Source organism: Flavobacterium davisii, assembly GCF_019565505.1.
Classification (GTDB): domain Bacteria; phylum Bacteroidota; class Bacteroidia; order Flavobacteriales; family Flavobacteriaceae; genus Flavobacterium; species Flavobacterium davisii.
This window is the reverse complement of the sequence record NZ_CP067378.1, coordinates 2291828-2310659: the sequence shown is the minus strand read 5'-3', so window position 1 is coordinate 2310659 and position 18832 is coordinate 2291828. Positions and strand designations below refer to the sequence as shown.

Sequence of the window (18832 nt, the reverse complement as noted above, 5' to 3'; positions counted from 1 at the left end):
ATTATTATTTTATTAAACTCCTAAAAATCCCATCCAACTCCACACTCATCTTCTTTCCTGCACTTAACTTACTAGCATTTTCCATATTAAAGTGTACCGTTTCCATCAAAAAATCAGTAATCAAAACCTCCTTAGGATGCAAATAGCCTTCGGCTTGGTTGGCTTTTATGTCGAGTAACTCCCTAATTTTGTCTTGTATAACAGGTGGTACCATAGGTAGTAAGTCGGTAAACAGTACGGGCGGAAAGCTATTGTTTTCCACTATCCATTTACCAGCTAGTGCCGTGCGCAAGGCATAAAAATAGCTTTTCAGTTTTACGTGGTCTTGGTTACAGGCATCCATGAAATTACGGGTGGTGCTCAAATAATGATGCAGGGTGGCAATGGGCGAAAAACAGTCGGTTGCCAATGCTCTTAAAGGGGCAATGGCTTGGGTGTTTTCATAATATACCACAGGGCTATACAACCATTCGAGCAAAGCTACATTGCTTTTGGCTAATAGCTTTAGGGTTTTACGTAAGTCCCAACCGCTACCGTCAAGGTTTTCGGTGGTCATAAATTCGATGGTGTCGGGTTGTTCCCAAAGCGAAAGATAATAATTCAGCTCGTGTTTGTAAATAAAACGGATGTCGTAATCGCTATCGGGTGAGGCAAATCCCCACGCGCGACTGCCTGATTCTACGGCATAGAGGATTTCTACCCCTTTTTCCAGTTCTATTGCTTTTAGTTTGTTTAGTATGTTGGTTTGCATGTTTCTCAAATTTACTAAATTAATACTATAAACCCACGTAAAATTACGTGAGTTATTAACAATTAATATTTTGCGTATCATTCTTATTTAAAACAAGATCAATCCTCTCTACTCCCATCATCCGCCATTCGAACCATTTTTGGAGTAAATTTTGCAACGACATCAACTAATTCTTTTTGTGATTCCATAACTAAATTGATATCCTTATAAGCCATTGGAGCTTCATCCAAACCTGCGCCAATAAGCGTCACTCCGTGATCTTGTAAAATGGATACCATATCATTCTTAGTAATATTCTTTATTGCTTGTGTTCTGCTCATTTGACGACCAGCGCCGTGTGAAGCTGAATTTATAGCTACTTCTTCTCCTTTTCCTCTCACTAAAAAACCCGGTGCGGTCATACTTCTCGGTATAATCCCCATCACACCTTTTCCTGCTGGGGTTGCTCCTTTTCGGTGTACAATAACCTCTTCTCCCTTATACGATTCTTTCCAAGCAAAATTATGATGATTTTCAACTTTTGCTAATATAGTTGCTCCCAAAGCTTTTTGAATTTTGTTATGAATAATTTCATGACAAGCCGAAGCGTAATCGCCAGCTAAATTCATTGCTATCCAATATTCTTGACCTAAATCCGAGTTTAAATCTAAGTATGCTAAATTTTGAGCTTCATGAGGCAACTTACATACTTGTTTTGCTAATTTAGTGTAATGCCCGGCTATTGTTGCACCAAAACCTCTAGAACCTGAGTGCGTTAATAAGGCAACATATTTCCCTTTTGGGATATTTAAAAAGATGTCCTCTTTTTCAAACTCCATTATCCCAAACTCAACAAAATGGTTTCCGCCTCCAGAAGTTCCTAATTGTGACCATGCTTTATCTTTAAGGTTGCTTAGAAATAGATTTTCATTAAAAGCTTTGTTCTGTAAAACGAAATGATCACTTTTATACTGACCGTGATAACCGTGTCCAGCTCCAAATTTTGAATTGGAAATCAATTCTTTCTTAAATCTTGCCTCATTTTCATAATAATAGAACTCCGAAATATCATAAACAGATAACGCCATTCTACAACCTATATCCACACCAACTCCATAAGGGATTATGGCATTTTTTGTTGCCAAAACACCACCAATAGGCAAGCCATATCCTTGATGAGCGTCTGGCATTAATGCACCCGCAACTGTAACAGGAAGTTTCATCGCAATTTCCATCTGTTTTTTCGCTCCTTCTTCTATATGATTTTCACCAAAAAGTACAAATGAATTTGGATCCTGAATAAGGTTAATGAAATCTTCGGGTTTCGTATTAGTCTGCTCTATTAATGCCGATGCCAACTTGCTGAAATTGTTATCGTCTAAAAAGTCTTCAGGGTTTCCTAAAACTTTTTTATAATGCTCCATCATCTGTTCACGAGTAAATCCCAAACGTTTTTTATTTATTTTCAAAGCTAAACCTAAAACAGGTCCCGATTGGTATCCCATCGCAATTAAATCATTTCCATTTATCTGTCTATTTTCCATAATCAAATCTCTTTCATATTGATGAACAAAGATTTAAAACAAACTACGCAATTATTTTACGTAGAAAAATATTCTTTTTATTTTTGAGCAAAACTATTCTGATGAATATCCAGAACCTATTTCTAGAAACCCTTTCTAAACTTGGCATCAGTCAAGCAGAAATTAATATAAAATGGGAATTATTACATAAAAATTATGCTAAAAAAAATCGCTACTATCATAATTGGATACATATTGAAGCCATGATTAAAAGTTGGTCAACACACAAAAAACAATTAGAAAATCCAGTTGAAGTGCTATTAGCGATATATTATCACGATGTTATTTATGTGAGCACCAAAAAGGACAATGAGTTAAAAAGTGCAGGATTAGCTTGCAAAGAATTAAAAGATGTTGAAGGCATTGATTTAAACATCATATACAATCTTATTTTATGTACGCAGACACACAAAGCTACGACCAACGATGCAAAGTGGCTCGTTGATTTTGATTTGCAAATATTAGGGAAAGATTGGGGAATTTATGAGAAGTATTGTAAACAAATTAGAAAAGAATACCGAATCTATCCCAACTTTATGTATAATCCAGGACGAAAAAAGGCATTAGAACATTTCTTAAAAAACGAATACATCTTTCAAACAAAAATTTTCAGAGATACATACGAATCCATAGCTAGAGAAAATATTAAAAAGGAAATTGAATGTCTTCTTAGATGATTAAAAGAATTAGAAAAAATCAAGAGCCATTGGGCAAAAGGCAATAGACATTATTAAAACTTGAATTTATTATTCTCATAAATTTTTGAAATCCTAAACTATTAAACTAAATAAATAATGGCTCAAAATAAAAATGCTTTAATCCGATATAAAACCATAGATAAATGTTTACAAAACAAATACCGTACATGGACATTAGAGGATTTGATAGAAGCGTGTTCAGTTGCTTTATATGAATATGAAGGCAAAGAGAATCCTGTCAGTAAACGTACCATTCAATTAGACATTCAAATGATGCGTAGCGAAAAACTAGGCTATAATGCGCCTATTGAGGTCTATGAAAAAAATATTACCGCTATGCGGATGAGGACTTCACAATTACGGATATTCCGCTTACAGAAACGGATATTAATGTATTAACGGAAACGGTTTCTATGTTGAAACAATTTAAAGATTTTTCTTTGTTTAATGATGTTTCCGATATTTTACATCGATTGGAAGATAAAATCTATGCGGAAAAAACACATACACAACCCATCATTCATTTAGATAAAAATGAGAATTTGAAAGGGTTGCATTTTTTAGATGAGATCTATCAAGCTATAATTAAAAAAGTAGTACTTGTAATTACTTATAAATCATTCAAATCTAGAGAAGAGCAAACATTTAATTTTCATCCTTTTATTTTAAAGGAATTTAATAACAGATGGTTTGTTGTGGGAAAGAAAAAAGAGACGCAACCTATAAGTAATCTTGCATTAGACCGAATCATAAAAATTGATTATGATTTCAATACCCCAGTACTAGAACATAATTTCAATGCCGAAAAATATTACAAAAATGTGGTGGGGGTAACTACTAATGAGCGAGTACAACCTAAGGTAATCCAACTAAAAATAGATGCCTATAATGCACCTTATATTATTACCAAACCGATTCATAACACCCAACGTATAATACAACAGAATGACGATGGGAGTATTATTGTTAATTTATTTTTAATTGAAAATTTTGAATTAGAACGGATCATTTTGGGTTTTGGAGCCAGTATTGAGGTTTTAAAACCAGAACGTTTACGACACCGAATGCAGTTTGTTCTTGAAAAAGCGCTTAGAAATTATTCGTCTATCTTGGAATAATTTTTTTATTAGTAGGTAGTCTGTTTTTACGCATTGTTTTCTTTTTTGATAAGAGAACATGAGTATGGTCTTTTACCTTCAATACTTTAAACCCAGATTCCGCATTAGAAAAAATAAATTTTATAACTTACTGAAGAAGGGTTTATTTTTTTGATAATTCTAGTTCGTAATTTTATATAGTACTAAAAATCAATAAAATATGTTTTTTTTTTTAAAATCTCTAACGCGTAATCAGGGTTAAAATAATTTCACTATCACTAACACGTCTTCTTTATGGTCAATTCTTTGTAAAATATCATCTATTAAACAAAAAATTAATATAATTATGTCTTTACTAAGCATCGGTTTTGTTTATTGGTTCGCAAAACAAATTTACTTAACCTTTGCTTTTCTTTTTTTCCCTTTTAAACTAGCAACTTGAATTAATTATATTAAATATCAGTATTACAAACAATATACTTTTTCTCATCTTACTGTACATTTGATTTTACAATTTTCCAGTGCCAGTGCCAAGTAGTTACTTTTGTATTAGCAGGAAATCCTGCCGAAGTACTTGCGTAGGACATAATATTTGTCGTTTTGAATTTAGTATAAACAAATTTCTGATTTTTATTGGTTATGGTTCCATCTTTATGAGTATGAAATAATCCTAACCCGTGAAGGCCTTCGTGATTTAGTGTATAATCATTTCTAATTTTAAATAAACATACATTTTTTTTTGCCTATATCTTGCACCTGACCCAATGTTCCTGAATAACCACCGCCCGGGAATACGACCATATCATAAGGCAATTCTGCAAAGCAAAAAACAATAAAATGATTTGCATATCTGCTATTACCTGTTAGGGCAAGAAATTTAGTTTTTAAATAAGTAAACATTTCTTTGCCTGTATAATCCTCATTTAACCCTCCATCAGTGGTATTTGTGTGTAATCCTGCTGCTGCTCTTACTGGATCATTAACGGCTTTTTCATAAATAAATCTACCATAAGTTTTAGCTCCTGTAGTTGGGTTTGTGGTAATGGTAAATTTGGAATCAGTAGTTAAATCAAATTCGTTAATTCCAATAGAGTTTGAATAGTCCTCAAATTTACCAAAGATTAAAAATTGATATAATGCATTTTGCAAATTAATATTTTCATTCGGATTAAATCGACCAGTAACTGCAATACCATTAATATTTGTTCTTACTTGCACAAAAACAAACTTTTGTTCTTTAATATTTTTCACTGCATTTTGTCCAGTTGTATTCTTATTAGGCAATACAATAATCTTGCCAGCAAGTTTACGAGCAAAAAGTTGTTCGGCTGTGGGTCTAGCTAGTGTACCTTTAGGGTAAACAAAAACTTTTATTTCTTGTTTTGTTGTAAATCCTTCAATGCATTTTATTTTTATAGTGTCAGCAGTGGCTTCACGTTTTGCTCCCAAAGCTTTGTCACTTATTAGTACAGGGTTTGCATCACTTCCGTCTAGCCCATTTATTTCAAAATAGCGTTTGTCAAAAACTATTCTTATTTGGTCTGGTGCATCTGTACCGCCTACTTCTACTAGTGTGCGGAGTTCTGCTTCAAAAGGAGGTTTTGGCATCCCAACAGGGACAGTTGTTGCGTCACTATAAGGTTTTGGGAATAAGTTTAAATAAGGAACAAAATAATCTTTTGTAAACGGCGCAGTTGCTGGTTTAGGAATAATATCGATAGGTATTTTATTGTATTCTTTCTCTAAGGACTTAAATGCTTCGTCTTTAGATTCATATTCAGTATTTGTGTCTCTGTGTGGAGCTTTGCCGTTGGGGCTTCATAACCATTTTCTAGACAATCGTAATATTTAGCTTCTGTTGTTAAACCATTATCATCTACACGCAACCAGTCAAAACCAAATTGTCCTGTATAACTACCATCTTGCTTTGTTCTAAATTCAACAATACATTCAGTAGTTATTTTGCTAATTGTAGGAGCGGTTCTTGGATTCCTGTATGTAATTCCTTTTCCTGCAGTTATATTAACACTTCCTTCTAAAGAAGTTAAAGTAATAGATCCTTTAGAATGAATATTGTATTCACCACCAACAATTTCTGTAATTTTTCCTCCAACAATTCTAGTTCTACTCATTATTAATGTTGTTTAGATTTTTCAGTTGAATTTATTTGAACTTCTTGGTCAGAATGTTTATTTAAATTTTTTGTACTTATTAAATCCATTCCTTTACCTGAGCTAACAGAGGTTTTACCGCTTTTAGTTTCACTATGCACATCTCCTTCAATAATTTCCGTTAACTTTCCTGTTACCATGGTCATCATATCCATTGCAACGGTAGTGTTTTTCATGGTACCAATGGTTTCCGTTTGATTCGCACCTACAGAGTTGGTTTTGTTCATTCCTACTGAGGTTGTCATTATTACTACTAATATTGATGATTTATTAGATATCTTTAAATAAACTTATTATTAAAATTATGATAAACCCTGATTACGCGTTAGAGATTTTTAAAAAACATATTTTATTGATTGTTAGTACTATATAAAATTACGAACTAGAATTATCAAATAAATAAACCATTCTATTTCAGTAAGTTATAAAATTTATTTTTTCTAATGCGTAATCTGGGATAAAAATAAAATATGCAAATGATAGAAAAATATACTTTCTGTTTTCTTTGTTTTTACTTAGAAAGGTTATGATTAAATCTATAATTAAAATAAAAAGTCCTAATGGAATTGCTATGAAAATAGTTGGTAAAATTTTAGGTGAGCCTAAACAAGATCTACTGTTTTCTATGAAAAAAATTCCATATAGTAAAAATGAAAATATAATTACACTAATATAGGCTATTCGTTTTAGAAAAAAATTATTCATCTTCATTTGTTTTTTCTAAATAAATATTACCTATATCAATTGTGTCATTAGTTTTAGCTTCATTTTTTACGAATTTTTTTGAATCTATTGTTGTTTTTTTATACCCCTTTTTTGTGATATAAATTAAAGAAGATAGTTTACTAATTCTTCTTTTAGCTTGTAAATCATTTTTTAGTATAATTTTAGGTAAAATAAATAGTCCTTTTTTATCTGTTTTAATATTAGTTGGACTCAAAATGTCTAATGAATCATATTTTATTGAAACATCATTTACAGGTAAGTTTTTTTCTGAATACACATAACCTTTTACTGGTTTTCTATAAACTATTAAGTTTTTTTGTGAACAGGAAAATAGTATTATAACCAAGAATATTGAATATTTCATTTTATTTTAATTTTTGATAACCAAATTAAGCTTAACAGATCTTCTTTTGCTACTATAGTTCTTGAAATATCATAATATTGGCTATAATACTTCATAAGATCGATTTCTCCTGTTGCAGGCAAAACTAAACCCAAATCACTTTGTGTCACAATTGTCGAACTACCTTTGTGGCTTTTTGAATATTTATATCCTCCATAAGTCAAAATAATTTCATGACCTATTTCATGTGCTGCTGTTTCTTTAAATTCAATATCTTCATTTAAATCATCTCTGTATCTCCATTTTTTTCTTTAAATGGTTCAAATTCGTACCAATCAAAATAATACATATAACCAACATTATAGCAAATTGCTTGTCTTGAAATAAGATTTCTTACTGCCGTCATAGGGTCTTTTTTGAAGCCTAAGAAAAGTCTATTTACCTTTGGTTTGGTTTTTAAAAAATCTTTCCCGATCTAAATATAGTGTATCGCTGAAACCTTCCCTAAAAAGAATATATAAGCTTTCTTTAAACCACCTCCGCTTAAAAGATTGATTGTGTCTATTTCTGAGTTTTTTTGTATGATTATTATTTCATCTGGACTTTCTTTTAGTTTCTTCAAAACAAAATATCCTTTTGAATCAGTATAACTAAAATGAGCTCGATTGCCTACATCAACTATCTTAGCATTTCTTATAGGTTCTTTTTATTGTAAATATAACCAGAGTACTCTTTTTTTTCAGCTTGGCTACAACTTAATAAAGCCAATAGAAAAGGAATAATATATACTACTTTTTTCATTGTATCTTAATTTTTGTTAACCACAATAGCCCCAAAACATCTTTTTCTTCTGCTACAATTCTTTAGAAATCGTAATCTAAAAAATTTCCATTGGTATTTCATATTTCACTGACCAATAAATACTGTATCGATTTCTTTTTCTAAAAAAATATATTTTAATTTTTGTAGACCTCCACTATACATAAGTTTAATTGTGTCTTTTTTTTGTTTATTTACTAAATCATATATGACAATTAAATCATTAATTTGGTTCATTTGTACTCTTTCTAACTCAAAATATCCATCGTTATTTGTATATCCAAAATTATTTGTTGAAGCTTCTGTAATTTTTGCATTTACCAATGGTTTGTTTTTATGAAGATAAATAAAACCCCTGTATTTTTTATTGTAATTTGTACATGAAATCAATAAAAATATCGAACAAAAAATTAATTTACCTTTCATTTTATTTTAAATTTTGTTAACCATATTAGCCCTAAAACATCCTTTTCCTCTGCAACAATTCTTTCAAAATCATAATCAAGAAAGTAAATATAGGATGACTTATTATTAATTTTTACTTTATTGTTATAATATTTCATCAAATCAATTTCTCCGGATAATGGATAAACAAATCCTCCCTCAGAGACAGGCTTGGTATCAGAATACCCTGAACTTCCTTTGTGTTGGTAAGAATGGTCTGCACTGGCTCCACTACCTTCAGCATAGGCTCTTATAATAGTATGACCAATTTCATGTGCAGATGTGTATGAATAATCTAAATCTACCTTAGATTTTCCATTTTTATATAATAGTTTATCACTCACATAAGTCCAAGCTTCTTTTTGTAAAACATCCGATTCGAAAGTATATACATTATTTAAATGACCAACATTGTAGTATATAGATTCACTTAATGGTACAAAAGGAATGTATTGGGCAGCATTTGCAAAGAAAGACTTAACACCTGTAACTTTACCAGGATTATTAGAACGTAACCAATTATAGTTAGTATTATAAACCAAATTCACATCATCCATTGCTCGACTTTCAGTATTTCTAGTATGTACATAAACTTCAAATGATTCTCCATTTATCTTCACATCTTTTGCTACAGTATGATTTTTATTTCTTTCCCAGTGATAATTTAAACCATCCAATGCTAATTTCTCTAAATCTACAAAACTTCTTGTTCTTTGTTTAATAATAGGTTTGGTTGGTTGAATTACATTTGCAGGTATATTGTCCCAAGGACATTTTGTCACAGTATGTGTATTATCACGCATTCCTTTTAGTACTTGTTTACAATCAAGTCCATTAGCTCCTCCATCTTTCAAATCTACACGCAATGTAACATCTATACGTTTTGTTTTTTTAAATTTAGAATTTCTTGCGATGATAAATTATTTATTGATACGTTTCATATAGAATACTTTTCCATTGAAACAATATGGATCTGGTTTACATCCATAATCCTTTAAAGTATCCGATTTAAACCCTTTTTTTTGAATTAAAACATTACCACATTCTGTAAAAGAAAACTTTCCATTTTTATCTGTATAAGTTCTATTTGAATTATTATTCAAGTCAATTACTAAAACTCCTTCAAGAGGTTTTTCTTCTTTTTCATCAAATATATAGGCGTAATTTTTACAACCTATAAATAATATACCAATAAATAATATAACAAATAATTTTTTCATCCTTTTATAATAATTTTAGTTAACCAAATTAAGCTCAAAGAATCTCTTTCCGAGGCAACAATCAAATTATAATCATAATGTGATTGACTAGGATCATCTTTAAAATAATACATTAAATTAATTTCTGAATTATTTCTTTGTTTTATATAACTCTGATTGCCTGTTGGATTTTGTAATATGGTTGAAGAGTTCATCGTGAGTGAAAGAATAAATTTTACCACCGTATTTTCTCAAAATTGTATGTCCTAATTTATGAGCTGATGTGTATTTAAAATCATTGTCAACTTTATCGGCTATAATATCAAAGTATCTCCATTTTGAACTTATGTTATACCAATTTGAAACATCACAAAAAGAACTAATTTCTTGGTTTTTTGGATAAGAAAATTGTATCATAAACCTTTAATTCATTAATAAAACTAGCTCTGGTTTTTTCCTGCAAAGAATCAGTTAAATAATTTCTATGTTTTAATATAATATCATAAAATTTAGGATCATTTCCACTTTCAAAATCTAACAAATGGGAATTTTTAATAGCTTTTAAATAAAACATTCCTAAAGTATCTGTAATTGATTCAGTAATTATTTGCCCATCGTTATAAGTAATAATTTTTACATTACTAATTGGTTTCTTTGTAATTTTATCATAAACAAATCCTTTTATTTCAGGGCGTTCTAATTTAACAGAGCATCCCACAATAAAAAACATACACAATATTAATATTCTCATATTCTTCATATTATTTTATTTTAATTTTCGAAAGCCATAATAAGCATAAAACATCTTTCTCTTCGGCTACCACTCTTTTAAAATCTTTCCAATAAGGTTCATTATTGAAATATTTCATAAGATCTATTTCTCCACTTGAAGGATAATTAACTCCTCCTTCTGAAATAGGCTTAGTTTCGGATAAAGTGGAGCTCCCTTTATGCTTGTATGAATAAAAACTATCACTTGCGTATGACTTTAAAATTTCATGTCCAATCTCATGTGCTGATGTATAAGAAAAATCATCATCAATATCATTAAAGTTCCCCATCCAATACCATCGTTGACTACCCTCCATATATCCGACATTATATACTATCCTTTCAAACATTACCTGTCCAAAAAATGATTTTACACTAGTTGCAGAGCCTCGGATTCATAGAACGCACCCATTCATTGTTTGTATTATAAACCAAATTCACATCATCCATTGCCTTATCAGTTGTATTGATTGTATTTATATAAACCTCAAAAGACTCTCCATTTATCTTTACATCTTTTGCCACAGCGTGGTTTTTATTTCTTCCCCAATGGTAATTTAAACCATCTATTGCTAATTTTTCTAAATCTGCAAAACTTCTTGTTCTTTGTTTAATAATAGGTTTGGTTGGTTGAATTACATTTGCAGGTATATTGTCCCAAGGACATTTTGTCACAATATGTGTATTATCACGCATTCCTTTTAGTACTTGTTTACAATCTAATCCGTTTGCGCCTCCATCTTTCAAATCTACACGCAAAGTAACATCGATGCGTTTTGTTTTTTTATCTATTTTAACATCTACCCAATCAACTTCTTTGCGGGTAGTTTCAAACTCAACTTCTTGTACTTTTGTCGTGCCTCCTTTTTTAGCAGTAATTTTGGCTTTTAATTTTTTGCCATCAAACCAAGTACTGTCGTATATTTCATCATTGTTAAAACCATCCCAAAAAATACAATAATTACCTATGTGTGTTAAATCAGGATATAAGTAATCATCCATTAATTTTTGAATATCAAATGTTTTAATGGGTTTTATTGAGTCTAATGAAGGGGTTTTTGCTTTTAATTTTGAAAAAAGTTTTGGCGTTTTTTGAGCAGTTATAACAATAGGAGCTAAGTTAGTGACTTGATAAATTTGTTCTCCATTTTCGTTGAATATTTGAAAGTTTAGAGAATCTAAATTGGTCATTTTTAAGGAATAATCAAAAATAAAAAAACGATTCTCATAATTGTTTTCAAAGTCAAGTATGCCTAGTGGTACAAAAGTGTTTTGTTTTTTATTTAAAGATAATGAAACATCAAAATTTTCGCTGTCATTTTTAAAAACTTCCGGTTGTTCATAACTAATACCTGTTTCATCACCTTTTAGATTGATGGTTTTGTTAGAATTAATTATGATATTCCCTTTAGCATAGTGATTTATGCCTTCTTTTGCTGTAACAATGAGTTTGCCTCCTATAATTGATTTGTAAGTCATGATTAGTGTTGTTTAGATTTTTCAGCACTATTTAATTTTACCCCTTTTTTAGAATGTTTGTTAACTTCTCCTTCTGATGAGTAAGTGATACTGTTTTGACTATTTACGTCATATTTTTTATCGATCTGTATTTCTTTATCTCCTTCAATTACTTCCGTCAACTTTCCTGTTACCATGGTCATCATATCCATTGCAACGGTAGTGTTTTTCATGGCACCAATGGTTTCATTTTTATTCATTCCTGCACTTTCAGATATATTCATTCCAACGGAGGTTGTCATGTTTTTACCCACGTTAATAATCATATCTTCGCCTGCGGTAAAGATCATGTTTTTTGGCGCATTTACATTAATATTCCCATGTCCGTCCATCGTCCAAGTGTTGCCGCTAGGATCCTCTATAAAAACAGAGCCTTGGGCATCGTTTAGAATAATTTTAGTTCCACTACGGGTATGAATGGCTTTTACATCATTCCCGCTAGTATGATACCCACTGGTTGCGGCACCGTTATAATGAGTACCTAATACAAAAGGTTTTTCGGCGTTGCCACTTTCAAAACCAACCAGTACTTCCTCGCCTATTTCGGGGATAAAATGAAAGCCTTTGCCTGCTCCTGAGTGGGGTTGTATTAACCTAATCCAAGGGGTTTTTTGGTTTTTTCTTTCTTGCCATGGAAATTGTACCCGTACACGTCCCATGCCCATAGGGTCGTTGTTGTCTACTACTCGTGCGGTTTGTTCTTCACAATTAGGATAAGCACTGTCGTCAAAATAAGGAGGTGTCCACAAATCGGGTATGGCTACAAATTCGTTGTAGTACTGGTTACCATCATGAAAGTGTTTGATTTCTATGATCCGATAGGTTTCCATCGGTTTGTCGTTAATATCAATTAGCTTGGTTAGATCGCCTTGTTTGAGTTGGGGATCTTTACTTTTGCCTTTTACCATCATAAGGCTTTCGCGTAGCTCTTTTTGTTTTCTTACGGCATCTTGTAGTTCTTGGTCTGTTTTGCTACTAATTCCGGTTTGATTGTAAAGTTTGTTGGGTTTTTTATGAAATACGTCTTTTGAAGCTTTAAGGGCTGCGAGTTGGTAGGGGTTAAATTTGCTTTGTAATTGAGCAAAGGCGCTATCTTGTTGTAGGTTGTCTCCTGATTCTGTATAGTAGGTGGTGTAGGTAAATTGTTGTGGTTTTACCGATAGTTCAAAAGATACATGTATTAGGTCTATGTTTTCTTCTAATACAATTATTTTAGGGCCTACTTTATTGCCTAATACCAAGCTTTGTCCGTCATAATACAGGTACTCGCCATAGCGTATGGCCAATTGTTTTAGGAACTGGTAATCGGTTTGGTTGTATTGTACGGTGTAAGGGATTACATGTTGGGTGTTGCCGTTTTTGGTAATTAGGTTGAAGTTGTCTTTTGGATATTCGGCGGTTATTTCTTGTATGATTTGTTCTAGGGTTTTGTTTTCAAAACTTTGGCATTCTAAGCCTTGTTCTAGCATAATGGTCGGTGCGTGTCCTGTAATGTATAACTGACTGTATCCATTTTTTTTTAAAAGGTTCAGATGGGTTATAATGCCTGTAAAGGTTTGTTTTATTTCACCAAATCGATGTAGGTGGATGTGTATGGTTTTGCCTAGATAACTTTTGGAGTTTTCCATGATGTATGCTTCTTGGTTGTCTAGGGAATCGGCACGGGTTGCAATAGTAAAGGTGTCGTGTTCGTTGGTTTTTTGGTCAAGTGTTAGATCAAAATGGGATTTTTCTAAAAAGGATTTGCCTTCTACTGTTAGGGTACAGTAAACTAAGGGGCTTGATTTATCGGCTAAAAAGTCTTTAAAAGTGCCAACGGAGGCGTATTTAGCTAGATCATCAGGATGATTGAGTCTGCCATAATCGCTGTTATAGGTTTCCATGGTCTGTGTTTTTTAGTTGTTTGGTTTTGTTAGTCTTTCCATTTTTTTTCATGGGTGGTATCGTTTAGTGTAAAACGTTTGGCTATGAGTCGCATGGCTATTTGTAAGGGTTGGTTGTTTTGGGAATCAAAGAACTCGGAAAAGGATACACAAAAGGCTTTTTCAAATTTTAGTTCTTGTAATTTGCTCATAGCGTCTCTACGAAAGAAAATAATGGTACCGTTTTTGGTTTGACTATGGTCTAGCATCCACTGTAGTAGGTTGGTTTTGCCGTTGCTTTCTATACGGATGTTGATTTCACCTCCTTGGGGCATGCCTTGTGGTTTTCCTGTTGCATCTATTTCTTGTGTGAAATTATAATCGCAGTTTAAGATATTATAGGTGTTACCGTCTAATTCTAATTTGGCTAAAAATGACATGTCTTAAATTTTTATAGTGTTTTTAAAAGAAGGAATTAAACCCAGATTACGCATTAGACCCGAGCGTAGCGAATAGACGAAGTAAATCTATTCCACTTTATTTTTCTTCCAATTCAAGCACGTACTCAAATTTTAATCATCAAAATAGTTGACTATTTCTTCTTCTAAAATTTTCCGTGAGCACTTGAATTTATTGAAAAATTTTGTTTCACAACGAAGTCTAATCCGGAATCTGGGTTAAAAAAGAGGCTGTCTGAAAAGTGAAAAATCAATCTTTAGTTGTCACTTCGACCATAGGAGAAGTCACAGTAATATGTGATTTGCTTCTCCTATTTGGGCAAAACTCTTGGTTTTTCCTTTAATTGAAATGATAAGATTGTGACCTTTTAGGACAGCCTCTTAGGTGTTGTTATACCCATTCGTTTTGGTAAGCGCCTGATCCTAATTCAATTTTTTTAGCTGAAATAGTAAAGGTTTCGGTTAATGGGTTTACGCCAGTTGAGTCGAAGTTTTCTCTGAATTTTACAACATAAGCTTCTGAGAATTTTAATTCTTTTAAAACAGCATCGCTATCTCTTTTAAAGAATTTTACACTACCGTCTTTTCTTTCAAAAGAGTTGGTCATCCACTCAAAGAACGAAGTGTCTGCTGTTCCTTCAATAGTTAACTCAATTTTACCTCCTCTTGTTACGGTAGAAGGTCTACCTGTTGCGTCTGTTTCTTGAAATAACCCGTAATTTACGTTTAATACGGTGTACTCTTTTCCTGCTACTACTAGTTTAGATTTAAATGACATATTTATAAAGATTTAAAAAAAATAAAAAATACAAGGGATGTAGATACCTAAAAATAATATAAGGAATGATTGGGAGTTGTTGTTTTTTTGTAAGTATGTAGGTAAATTGTTTTGTTTGTGTGGTATCATAGTATATTTGTTTTTTAATAATAATAACCATTTATGGAAATATAACTAAGTCAAATATATTGTATTTTTAAAGAAAAAACAAATGTTTTGTTAAAAAAATAACTTCACTTTGTTTTTTGAATAAAAAAAAGAAAAATGTATTGGTAAATAATAAAAAGGAGTTGTGGTTACTAGTGTTTTTTAACTAGAATTTGGTATTAGACTTCATACGTGAGATGGATAGACAAAAAGGAACAAAAAAATCTTGTAGATAGGGAGCAAAAGCCGTAATCCGGTTGTAGTTTGTTACTTCGAATCAAGGGAGAAATTACATTGTTTAAGGTATGTGATTTTGCTTCTATTTTATAAATGACAAGATTACGAATCATTTTTATAGTAAATAAATCACTGTTTTGTTTGTCACTCTGGGAAGGAGGAGTTGTATAATTCTATCTAACTTAGCTAAAATTATTCTATACGAGATAAGATGGTGTTTGATTATTGATTGTCTCAAAGGGCTTCTAAATGGAAGCTTTTTTATATTTCAGCCAAAATTTGGGTTTAAACTAAAAACTTAAAGGGGGCTATTTTTTTAAGATGTTTTATAGATATTATTTTAAAAGTGAAAATATATAAAGGGGGGATAATTTTACTTTTAATATTTGAAAACTAGAGAGAATGTTTCAAAAAGGAATTTGTATACGAACAAGGTTAATATAGTGAACCTTCTTTTTATTTTTTTTAAATGACAGAAGGAAAGATAATACCTTCTTTATCAAAGAGTCTATCTTTTAATCTGGGTTTATTTTGGTATATATAGGACAGACTGCATTCCTAGTTGGATAAATATTACAATGGCTCTCCAAAAAAATAGTATTACATTATCTAACTTTACTTACTTGTTTTGCTTTAACTAGGATCAAATAACGTAAACAATTAAGGTAAGTTGCATGATCAAAATCATGGTAACTTTTACTTCGTTAAAATGACGAACTAGATGGCTCTATAGCAATACTATTTTTTAGGATGGCCTTATTTTTTATTTGAATTAAGCTAAAGCTTCTCTTATTCTTTTAATAGCTTCTCTTAATAATTCTTCGCTGGTAGCATAAGATAAGCGAATACAATTTGGGTTTCCAAAAGCATCTCCTGTTACGGTTGCCACATTTGCTTCTGCTAATAAATACATAGCGAAATCATTTGCATCTTTTATTTCTTTTCCTCTTAAGGTTTTGCCAAAATATTCGGAAACATCTGGAAAGAAATAAAAAGCACCTTCTGGCATTGTAAGTTTAAACCCGGAATTTCGGATAATAATTGGTATACTATTCCTCTTCTTTTTTCAAATGAATCTACCATATATTTAATGGCTTCTGGATTAGCTTCTACTGCTGCTTTTGTTGCGCGTTGTGCAATAGTATTTGCTCCACTGGTAACTTGACCTTGCATTTTTGTACAGGCTTTCGCAATAAATTCAGGTGCTCCAATGTACCCCATTCGCCATCCTGTCATGGCAAATGCTTTTGCTACTCCATTAACTGTAATAACATTGTTTTCCATTCCCGGAATAGCACCTATACTGTAATAGTTTCCTGTATAATTGATATGTTCATAAATTTCGTCTGAAACAACATAGATATTAGGATGTTTTTTTAACACTTCTGCTAATCCTTCTAATTCTTCTTTACTATAAACAGAACCAGAAGGGTTACAAGGAGAACTAAACCACATCATCTTCGTTTTAGGAGTAATGGCTGCTTCTAACTGGTCTGGTGTCATTTTAAAATTAGATGCTACTGATGTCGGCACTTCTACAGGTACTCCTCCTGAAAGTTTTATAATTTCAAAATAAGATACCCAATAAGGTGCTGGTAGGATTACCTCATCTCCATTGTTTAACATTACTTGCGCAATGTTATATAACGATTGTTTAGCTCCTGTGGAAACAACAATTTGAGTGGGTGTATAGTGCAAATTATTATCTCTTTTAAACTTGGCACATATTGCTTCTTTTAGATCCAAATATCCTTCTACTGGCGGATAGGCGGAATAATTATCATCAATTGCTTTTTTAGCGGCTTCTTTTATAAAATCGGGTGTATTAAAATCGGGCTCACCTAAACTTAAGCTGATAATGTCTTTTCCTTGTGCTTTTAATTCTCTTGCTAAAGCAGCCATTGCTAACGTTTGAGAGACCGCTAAATTGTTAATTCTTTCTGATAAAATAGTATTCATTGTGTTGAAAATATTATTAATTGGTTGGTTGTCTTTATTTTTGAATCTGTAAAGATTTTATACCCCCTAACTATTTTTATGTTTTTTGTTTATAGACTCTTTAAGCTATTTGTGGTTTTTGCCCTAATTCTTTTAAATGTTTAAAGTGAGAAATAATGGCAGCTCTAGTTGTTTTATATTCGTAATATGGCAAATTACATTCTCTAGCTGTCTGTTTTACTATTTCAGCAATTTTACCATAATGAATATGACTGATATTCGGAAAAATGTGATGTTCAATTTGATGATTTAATCCTCCTGTATACCAATTAATTAACCAGTTTTTAGGCGCAAAATTTACAGTTGTAAATAATTGATGAATAGCCCAAGTGTTTTCCATTTCGCCTTCTACATTAGGTACTGGTGTTTCTGTATCTTCTATTACGTGAGCTAATTGAAAGATAACGCTTAATATTAATCCCGCGGTATAGTGCATAACAACAAAACCTAATACTACTTTCCACCAAGTAATTCCTAAAACTATAGGGATTACTAACCAGATAGAAAAATAAATAATTTTAGTAACAATTAGCGTTGTCCAACGAATCGCTGGATTTATAAATTCACCATACGATAATTTGCGTTTTAGATAACGCTTCATTTGAAGAAAATCGGTTGTAATAGCCCAATTAAAGGTTAATAATCCATAAAGAAAGATAGAATAATAATGTTGAAATTTATGAAAACGATGCCACTTTGCTTGCTTACTAAAACGTAAAATACGCCCTGCTTCTAGGTCTTCATCATGCCCCGGAATATTTGTATAAGTATGGTGTAATACGTTGTGCTGAACTTGCCAGTTATATACATTTCCTGCTAATATGTAAATACTTCCCCCATTATCTTATTTAACCATTGTTTAGAGGAATAAGATCCGTGATTTCCATCGTGCATTACATTCATTCCTACTCCAGCCATTCCTACTCCAATAACTACATTGAGTAATAGATAGGCCCAAAAAGGCATTTGCATACTGATCAGAAAAAAGTAAGGGGTTAAAAAAATAGTAAACATTACTATTGTCTTTAAATAAAGTTTCCAGTTACCAGTTTTTTGTATATTATTTTCCTTAAAGTAGTTATTTACTCTTGTGTTTAAGGTTCTAAAGAACTTCATCGAATCAGTTCTAGAGAAAATAGGTTCTTTTGTCTGCATAATTATTAAAAATGTTTTCAAATTTAATTATTAATAAATTGAATTGATAACGAAAAGAAAGAATTTTTAAACAGTAAATTGTTTAATTTTGTCAAAAA

20 protein-coding genes and 4 pseudogenes are annotated in these 18832 nt (G+C 31.6%); 3 read left to right on the top strand and 21 right to left on the bottom strand.

What is annotated here, in order from left to right; translation table 11 throughout:
* Positions 1-4 precede the first annotated feature (4 nt).
* On the bottom strand, positions 5-751 hold the full coding sequence (locus JJC05_RS11030; RefSeq protein WP_235877391.1) for a nucleotidyltransferase domain-containing protein: 747 nt from the start codon (positions 749-751) through the stop codon (positions 5-7).
* A 98-nt stretch (positions 752-849) separates the two neighbouring features.
* Positions 850-2274 (bottom strand): RtcB family protein, encoded by a 1425-nt coding sequence (locus JJC05_RS11025; RefSeq protein ID WP_235877390.1) that lies wholly within the window; start codon positions 2272-2274, stop codon positions 850-852.
* Between the two features lie 101 nt (positions 2275-2375).
* Between JJC05_RS11025 and JJC05_RS11020 the strand changes: the two genes are divergently transcribed.
* Together JJC05_RS11020 and JJC05_RS11015 are read left to right on the top strand one after the other, a co-directional pair.
* Positions 2376-2990, top strand: coding sequence for an HD domain-containing protein (locus JJC05_RS11020; RefSeq protein ID WP_088390612.1), 615 nt, complete (start codon positions 2376-2378; stop codon positions 2988-2990).
* A gap of 117 nt (positions 2991-3107) precedes the next feature.
* Positions 3108-4129, top strand: a pseudogene (locus JJC05_RS11015) (helix-turn-helix transcriptional regulator).
* Between the two features lie 229 nt (positions 4130-4358).
* On the opposite strand, the pseudogene JJC05_RS19070 reads toward JJC05_RS11015, so the two are convergent.
* The 4 genes and pseudogenes from JJC05_RS19070 to JJC05_RS11000 form a co-directional block, all read right to left on the bottom strand.
* Positions 4359-4471: pseudogene (locus JJC05_RS19070) on the bottom strand (IS982 family transposase); the annotation flags it as partial.
* Positions 4472-4825: 354 nt separating this feature from the next.
* Entirely contained in the window at positions 4826-5716 is an 891-nt protein-coding gene (locus JJC05_RS11010; protein ID WP_235877389.1) for a hypothetical protein, read from the bottom strand.
* A gap of 134 nt (positions 5717-5850) precedes the next feature.
* Positions 5851-6240, bottom strand: a complete 390-nt coding sequence (locus JJC05_RS11005; RefSeq protein ID WP_235877388.1) for a hypothetical protein — start codon at positions 6238-6240, stop codon at positions 5851-5853.
* 2 nt (positions 6241-6242) lie between these two features.
* Positions 6243-6524 carry a hypothetical protein gene (locus JJC05_RS11000; RefSeq protein ID WP_235877387.1) on the bottom strand — a complete coding sequence of 94 codons (282 nt, stop codon included), beginning with the start codon at positions 6522-6524 and terminating at the stop codon, positions 6243-6245.
* Between the two features lie 281 nt (positions 6525-6805).
* Between JJC05_RS11000 and JJC05_RS10995 the strand changes: the two genes are divergently transcribed.
* Entirely contained in the window at positions 6806-6955 is a 150-nt protein-coding gene (locus JJC05_RS10995; RefSeq protein ID WP_235877386.1) for a hypothetical protein, read from the top strand.
* Between the two features lie 21 nt (positions 6956-6976).
* Here the strand turns inward: JJC05_RS10995 and JJC05_RS10990 are convergent, their stop codons facing one another.
* The 15 genes and pseudogenes from JJC05_RS10990 to JJC05_RS10930 all read right to left on the bottom strand — a co-directional run bounded on the left by JJC05_RS10990 (position 6977) and on the right by JJC05_RS10930 (position 18734).
* On the bottom strand, positions 6977-7369 hold the full coding sequence (locus tag JJC05_RS10990; RefSeq protein ID WP_105196674.1) for a hypothetical protein: 393 nt from the start codon (positions 7367-7369) through the stop codon (positions 6977-6979).
* Positions 7366-7518: a hypothetical protein gene (locus JJC05_RS10985; protein ID WP_235877385.1), complete on the bottom strand. Its 153-nt coding sequence runs from the start codon at positions 7516-7518 to the stop codon at positions 7366-7368. The genes JJC05_RS10990 and JJC05_RS10985 overlap by 4 nt, the downstream gene beginning before the upstream one ends.
* A 110-nt stretch (positions 7519-7628) precedes the next feature.
* Positions 7629-7754: a hypothetical protein gene (locus JJC05_RS17355; RefSeq protein ID WP_258130442.1), complete on the bottom strand. Its 126-nt coding sequence runs from the start codon at positions 7752-7754 to the stop codon at positions 7629-7631.
* Between the two features lie 500 nt (positions 7755-8254).
* On the bottom strand, positions 8255-8491 hold the full coding sequence (locus JJC05_RS10980) for a hypothetical protein (protein ID WP_235877384.1): 237 nt from the start codon (positions 8489-8491) through the stop codon (positions 8255-8257).
* A 98-nt stretch (positions 8492-8589) separates the two neighbouring features.
* Positions 8590-9477, bottom strand: coding sequence for a hypothetical protein (locus tag JJC05_RS10975; protein WP_235877383.1), 888 nt, complete (start codon positions 9475-9477; stop codon positions 8590-8592).
* Positions 9478-9531: 54 nt separating this feature from the next.
* Positions 9532-9831: a peptidase associated/transthyretin-like domain-containing protein gene (locus JJC05_RS10970; RefSeq protein WP_235877382.1), complete on the bottom strand. Its 300-nt coding sequence runs from the start codon at positions 9829-9831 to the stop codon at positions 9532-9534.
* A complete protein-coding gene (locus tag JJC05_RS10965; RefSeq protein WP_235877381.1) occupies positions 9828-10052 on the bottom strand; it encodes a hypothetical protein in 225 nt (74 codons plus the stop codon). Before JJC05_RS10965 ends, JJC05_RS10970 begins: the two co-directional genes overlap by 4 nt.
* A 137-nt stretch (positions 10053-10189) precedes the next feature.
* Positions 10190-10561: a hypothetical protein gene (locus tag JJC05_RS10960; protein ID WP_235877380.1), complete on the bottom strand. Its 372-nt coding sequence runs from the start codon at positions 10559-10561 to the stop codon at positions 10190-10192.
* Positions 10562-10571: 10 nt separating this feature from the next.
* A complete protein-coding gene (locus tag JJC05_RS17350; protein ID WP_258928685.1) occupies positions 10572-10931 on the bottom strand; it encodes a hypothetical protein in 360 nt (119 codons plus the stop codon).
* Between the two features lie 25 nt (positions 10932-10956).
* Entirely contained in the window at positions 10957-12060 is a 1104-nt protein-coding gene (locus JJC05_RS10955) for a hypothetical protein (protein WP_258928683.1), read from the bottom strand.
* Positions 12061-12062: 2 nt separating this feature from the next.
* Positions 12063-13982, bottom strand: a complete 1920-nt coding sequence (locus tag JJC05_RS10950) for a type VI secretion system Vgr family protein (protein WP_235877379.1) — start codon at positions 13980-13982, stop codon at positions 12063-12065.
* 29 nt (positions 13983-14011) lie between these two features.
* On the bottom strand, positions 14012-14401 hold the full coding sequence (gene tssD / locus JJC05_RS10945; RefSeq protein ID WP_088395034.1) for a type VI secretion system tube protein TssD: 390 nt from the start codon (positions 14399-14401) through the stop codon (positions 14012-14014).
* A gap of 409 nt (positions 14402-14810) precedes the next feature.
* Positions 14811-15197, bottom strand: a complete 387-nt coding sequence (gene tssD / locus JJC05_RS10940; protein WP_105195469.1) for a type VI secretion system tube protein TssD — start codon at positions 15195-15197, stop codon at positions 14811-14813.
* 1156 nt (positions 15198-16353) lie between these two features.
* Positions 16354-17540, bottom strand: a pseudogene (locus JJC05_RS10935) (pyridoxal phosphate-dependent aminotransferase).
* Positions 17541-17640: 100 nt separating this feature from the next.
* Positions 17641-18734 (bottom strand): annotated as a pseudogene (locus tag JJC05_RS10930) (fatty acid desaturase family protein).
* Positions 18735-18832 lie beyond the last annotated feature (98 nt).

Coding starts and splice junctions, on each gene's coding strand:
- JJC05_RS11030 (WP_235877391.1), bottom strand. CDS start 751: ATGCAAACCAACATACTAAACAAACTAAAAGCAATAGAACTGGAAAAA.
- JJC05_RS11025 (WP_235877390.1), bottom strand. CDS start 2,274: ATGGAAAATAGACAGATAAATGGAAATGATTTAATTGCGATGGGATAC.
- JJC05_RS11020 (WP_088390612.1), top strand. CDS start 2,376: ATGAATATCCAGAACCTATTTCTAGAAACCCTTTCTAAACTTGGCATC.
- JJC05_RS11010 (WP_235877389.1), bottom strand. CDS start 5,716: ATGCCAAAACCTCCTTTTGAAGCAGAACTCCGCACACTAGTAGAAGTA.
- JJC05_RS11005 (WP_235877388.1), bottom strand. CDS start 6,240: ATGAGTAGAACTAGAATTGTTGGAGGAAAAATTACAGAAATTGTTGGT.
- JJC05_RS11000 (WP_235877387.1), bottom strand. CDS start 6,524: ATGACAACCTCAGTAGGAATGAACAAAACCAACTCTGTAGGTGCGAAT.
- JJC05_RS10995 (WP_235877386.1), top strand. CDS start 6,806: ATGATTAAATCTATAATTAAAATAAAAAGTCCTAATGGAATTGCTATG.
- JJC05_RS10990 (WP_105196674.1), bottom strand. CDS start 7,369: ATGAAATATTCAATATTCTTGGTTATAATACTATTTTCCTGTTCACAA.
- JJC05_RS17355 (WP_258130442.1), bottom strand. CDS start 7,754: ATGACGGCAGTAAGAAATCTTATTTCAAGACAAGCAATTTGCTATAAT.
- JJC05_RS10970 (WP_235877382.1), bottom strand. CDS start 9,831: ATGAAAAAATTATTTGTTATATTATTTATTGGTATATTATTTATAGGT.
- JJC05_RS10960 (WP_235877380.1), bottom strand. CDS start 10,561: ATGAGAATATTAATATTGTGTATGTTTTTTATTGTGGGATGCTCTGTT.
- JJC05_RS17350 (WP_258928685.1), bottom strand. CDS start 10,931: ATGTTTGAAAGGATAGTATATAATGTCGGATATATGGAGGGTAGTCAA.
- JJC05_RS10955 (WP_258928683.1), bottom strand. CDS start 12,060: ATGACTTACAAATCAATTATAGGAGGCAAACTCATTGTTACAGCAAAA.
- JJC05_RS10950 (WP_235877379.1), bottom strand. CDS start 13,982: ATGGAAACCTATAACAGCGATTATGGCAGACTCAATCATCCTGATGAT.
- tssD (WP_088395034.1), bottom strand. CDS start 14,401: ATGTCATTTTTAGCCAAATTAGAATTAGACGGTAACACCTATAATATC.
- tssD (WP_105195469.1), bottom strand. CDS start 15,197: ATGTCATTTAAATCTAAACTAGTAGTAGCAGGAAAAGAGTACACCGTA.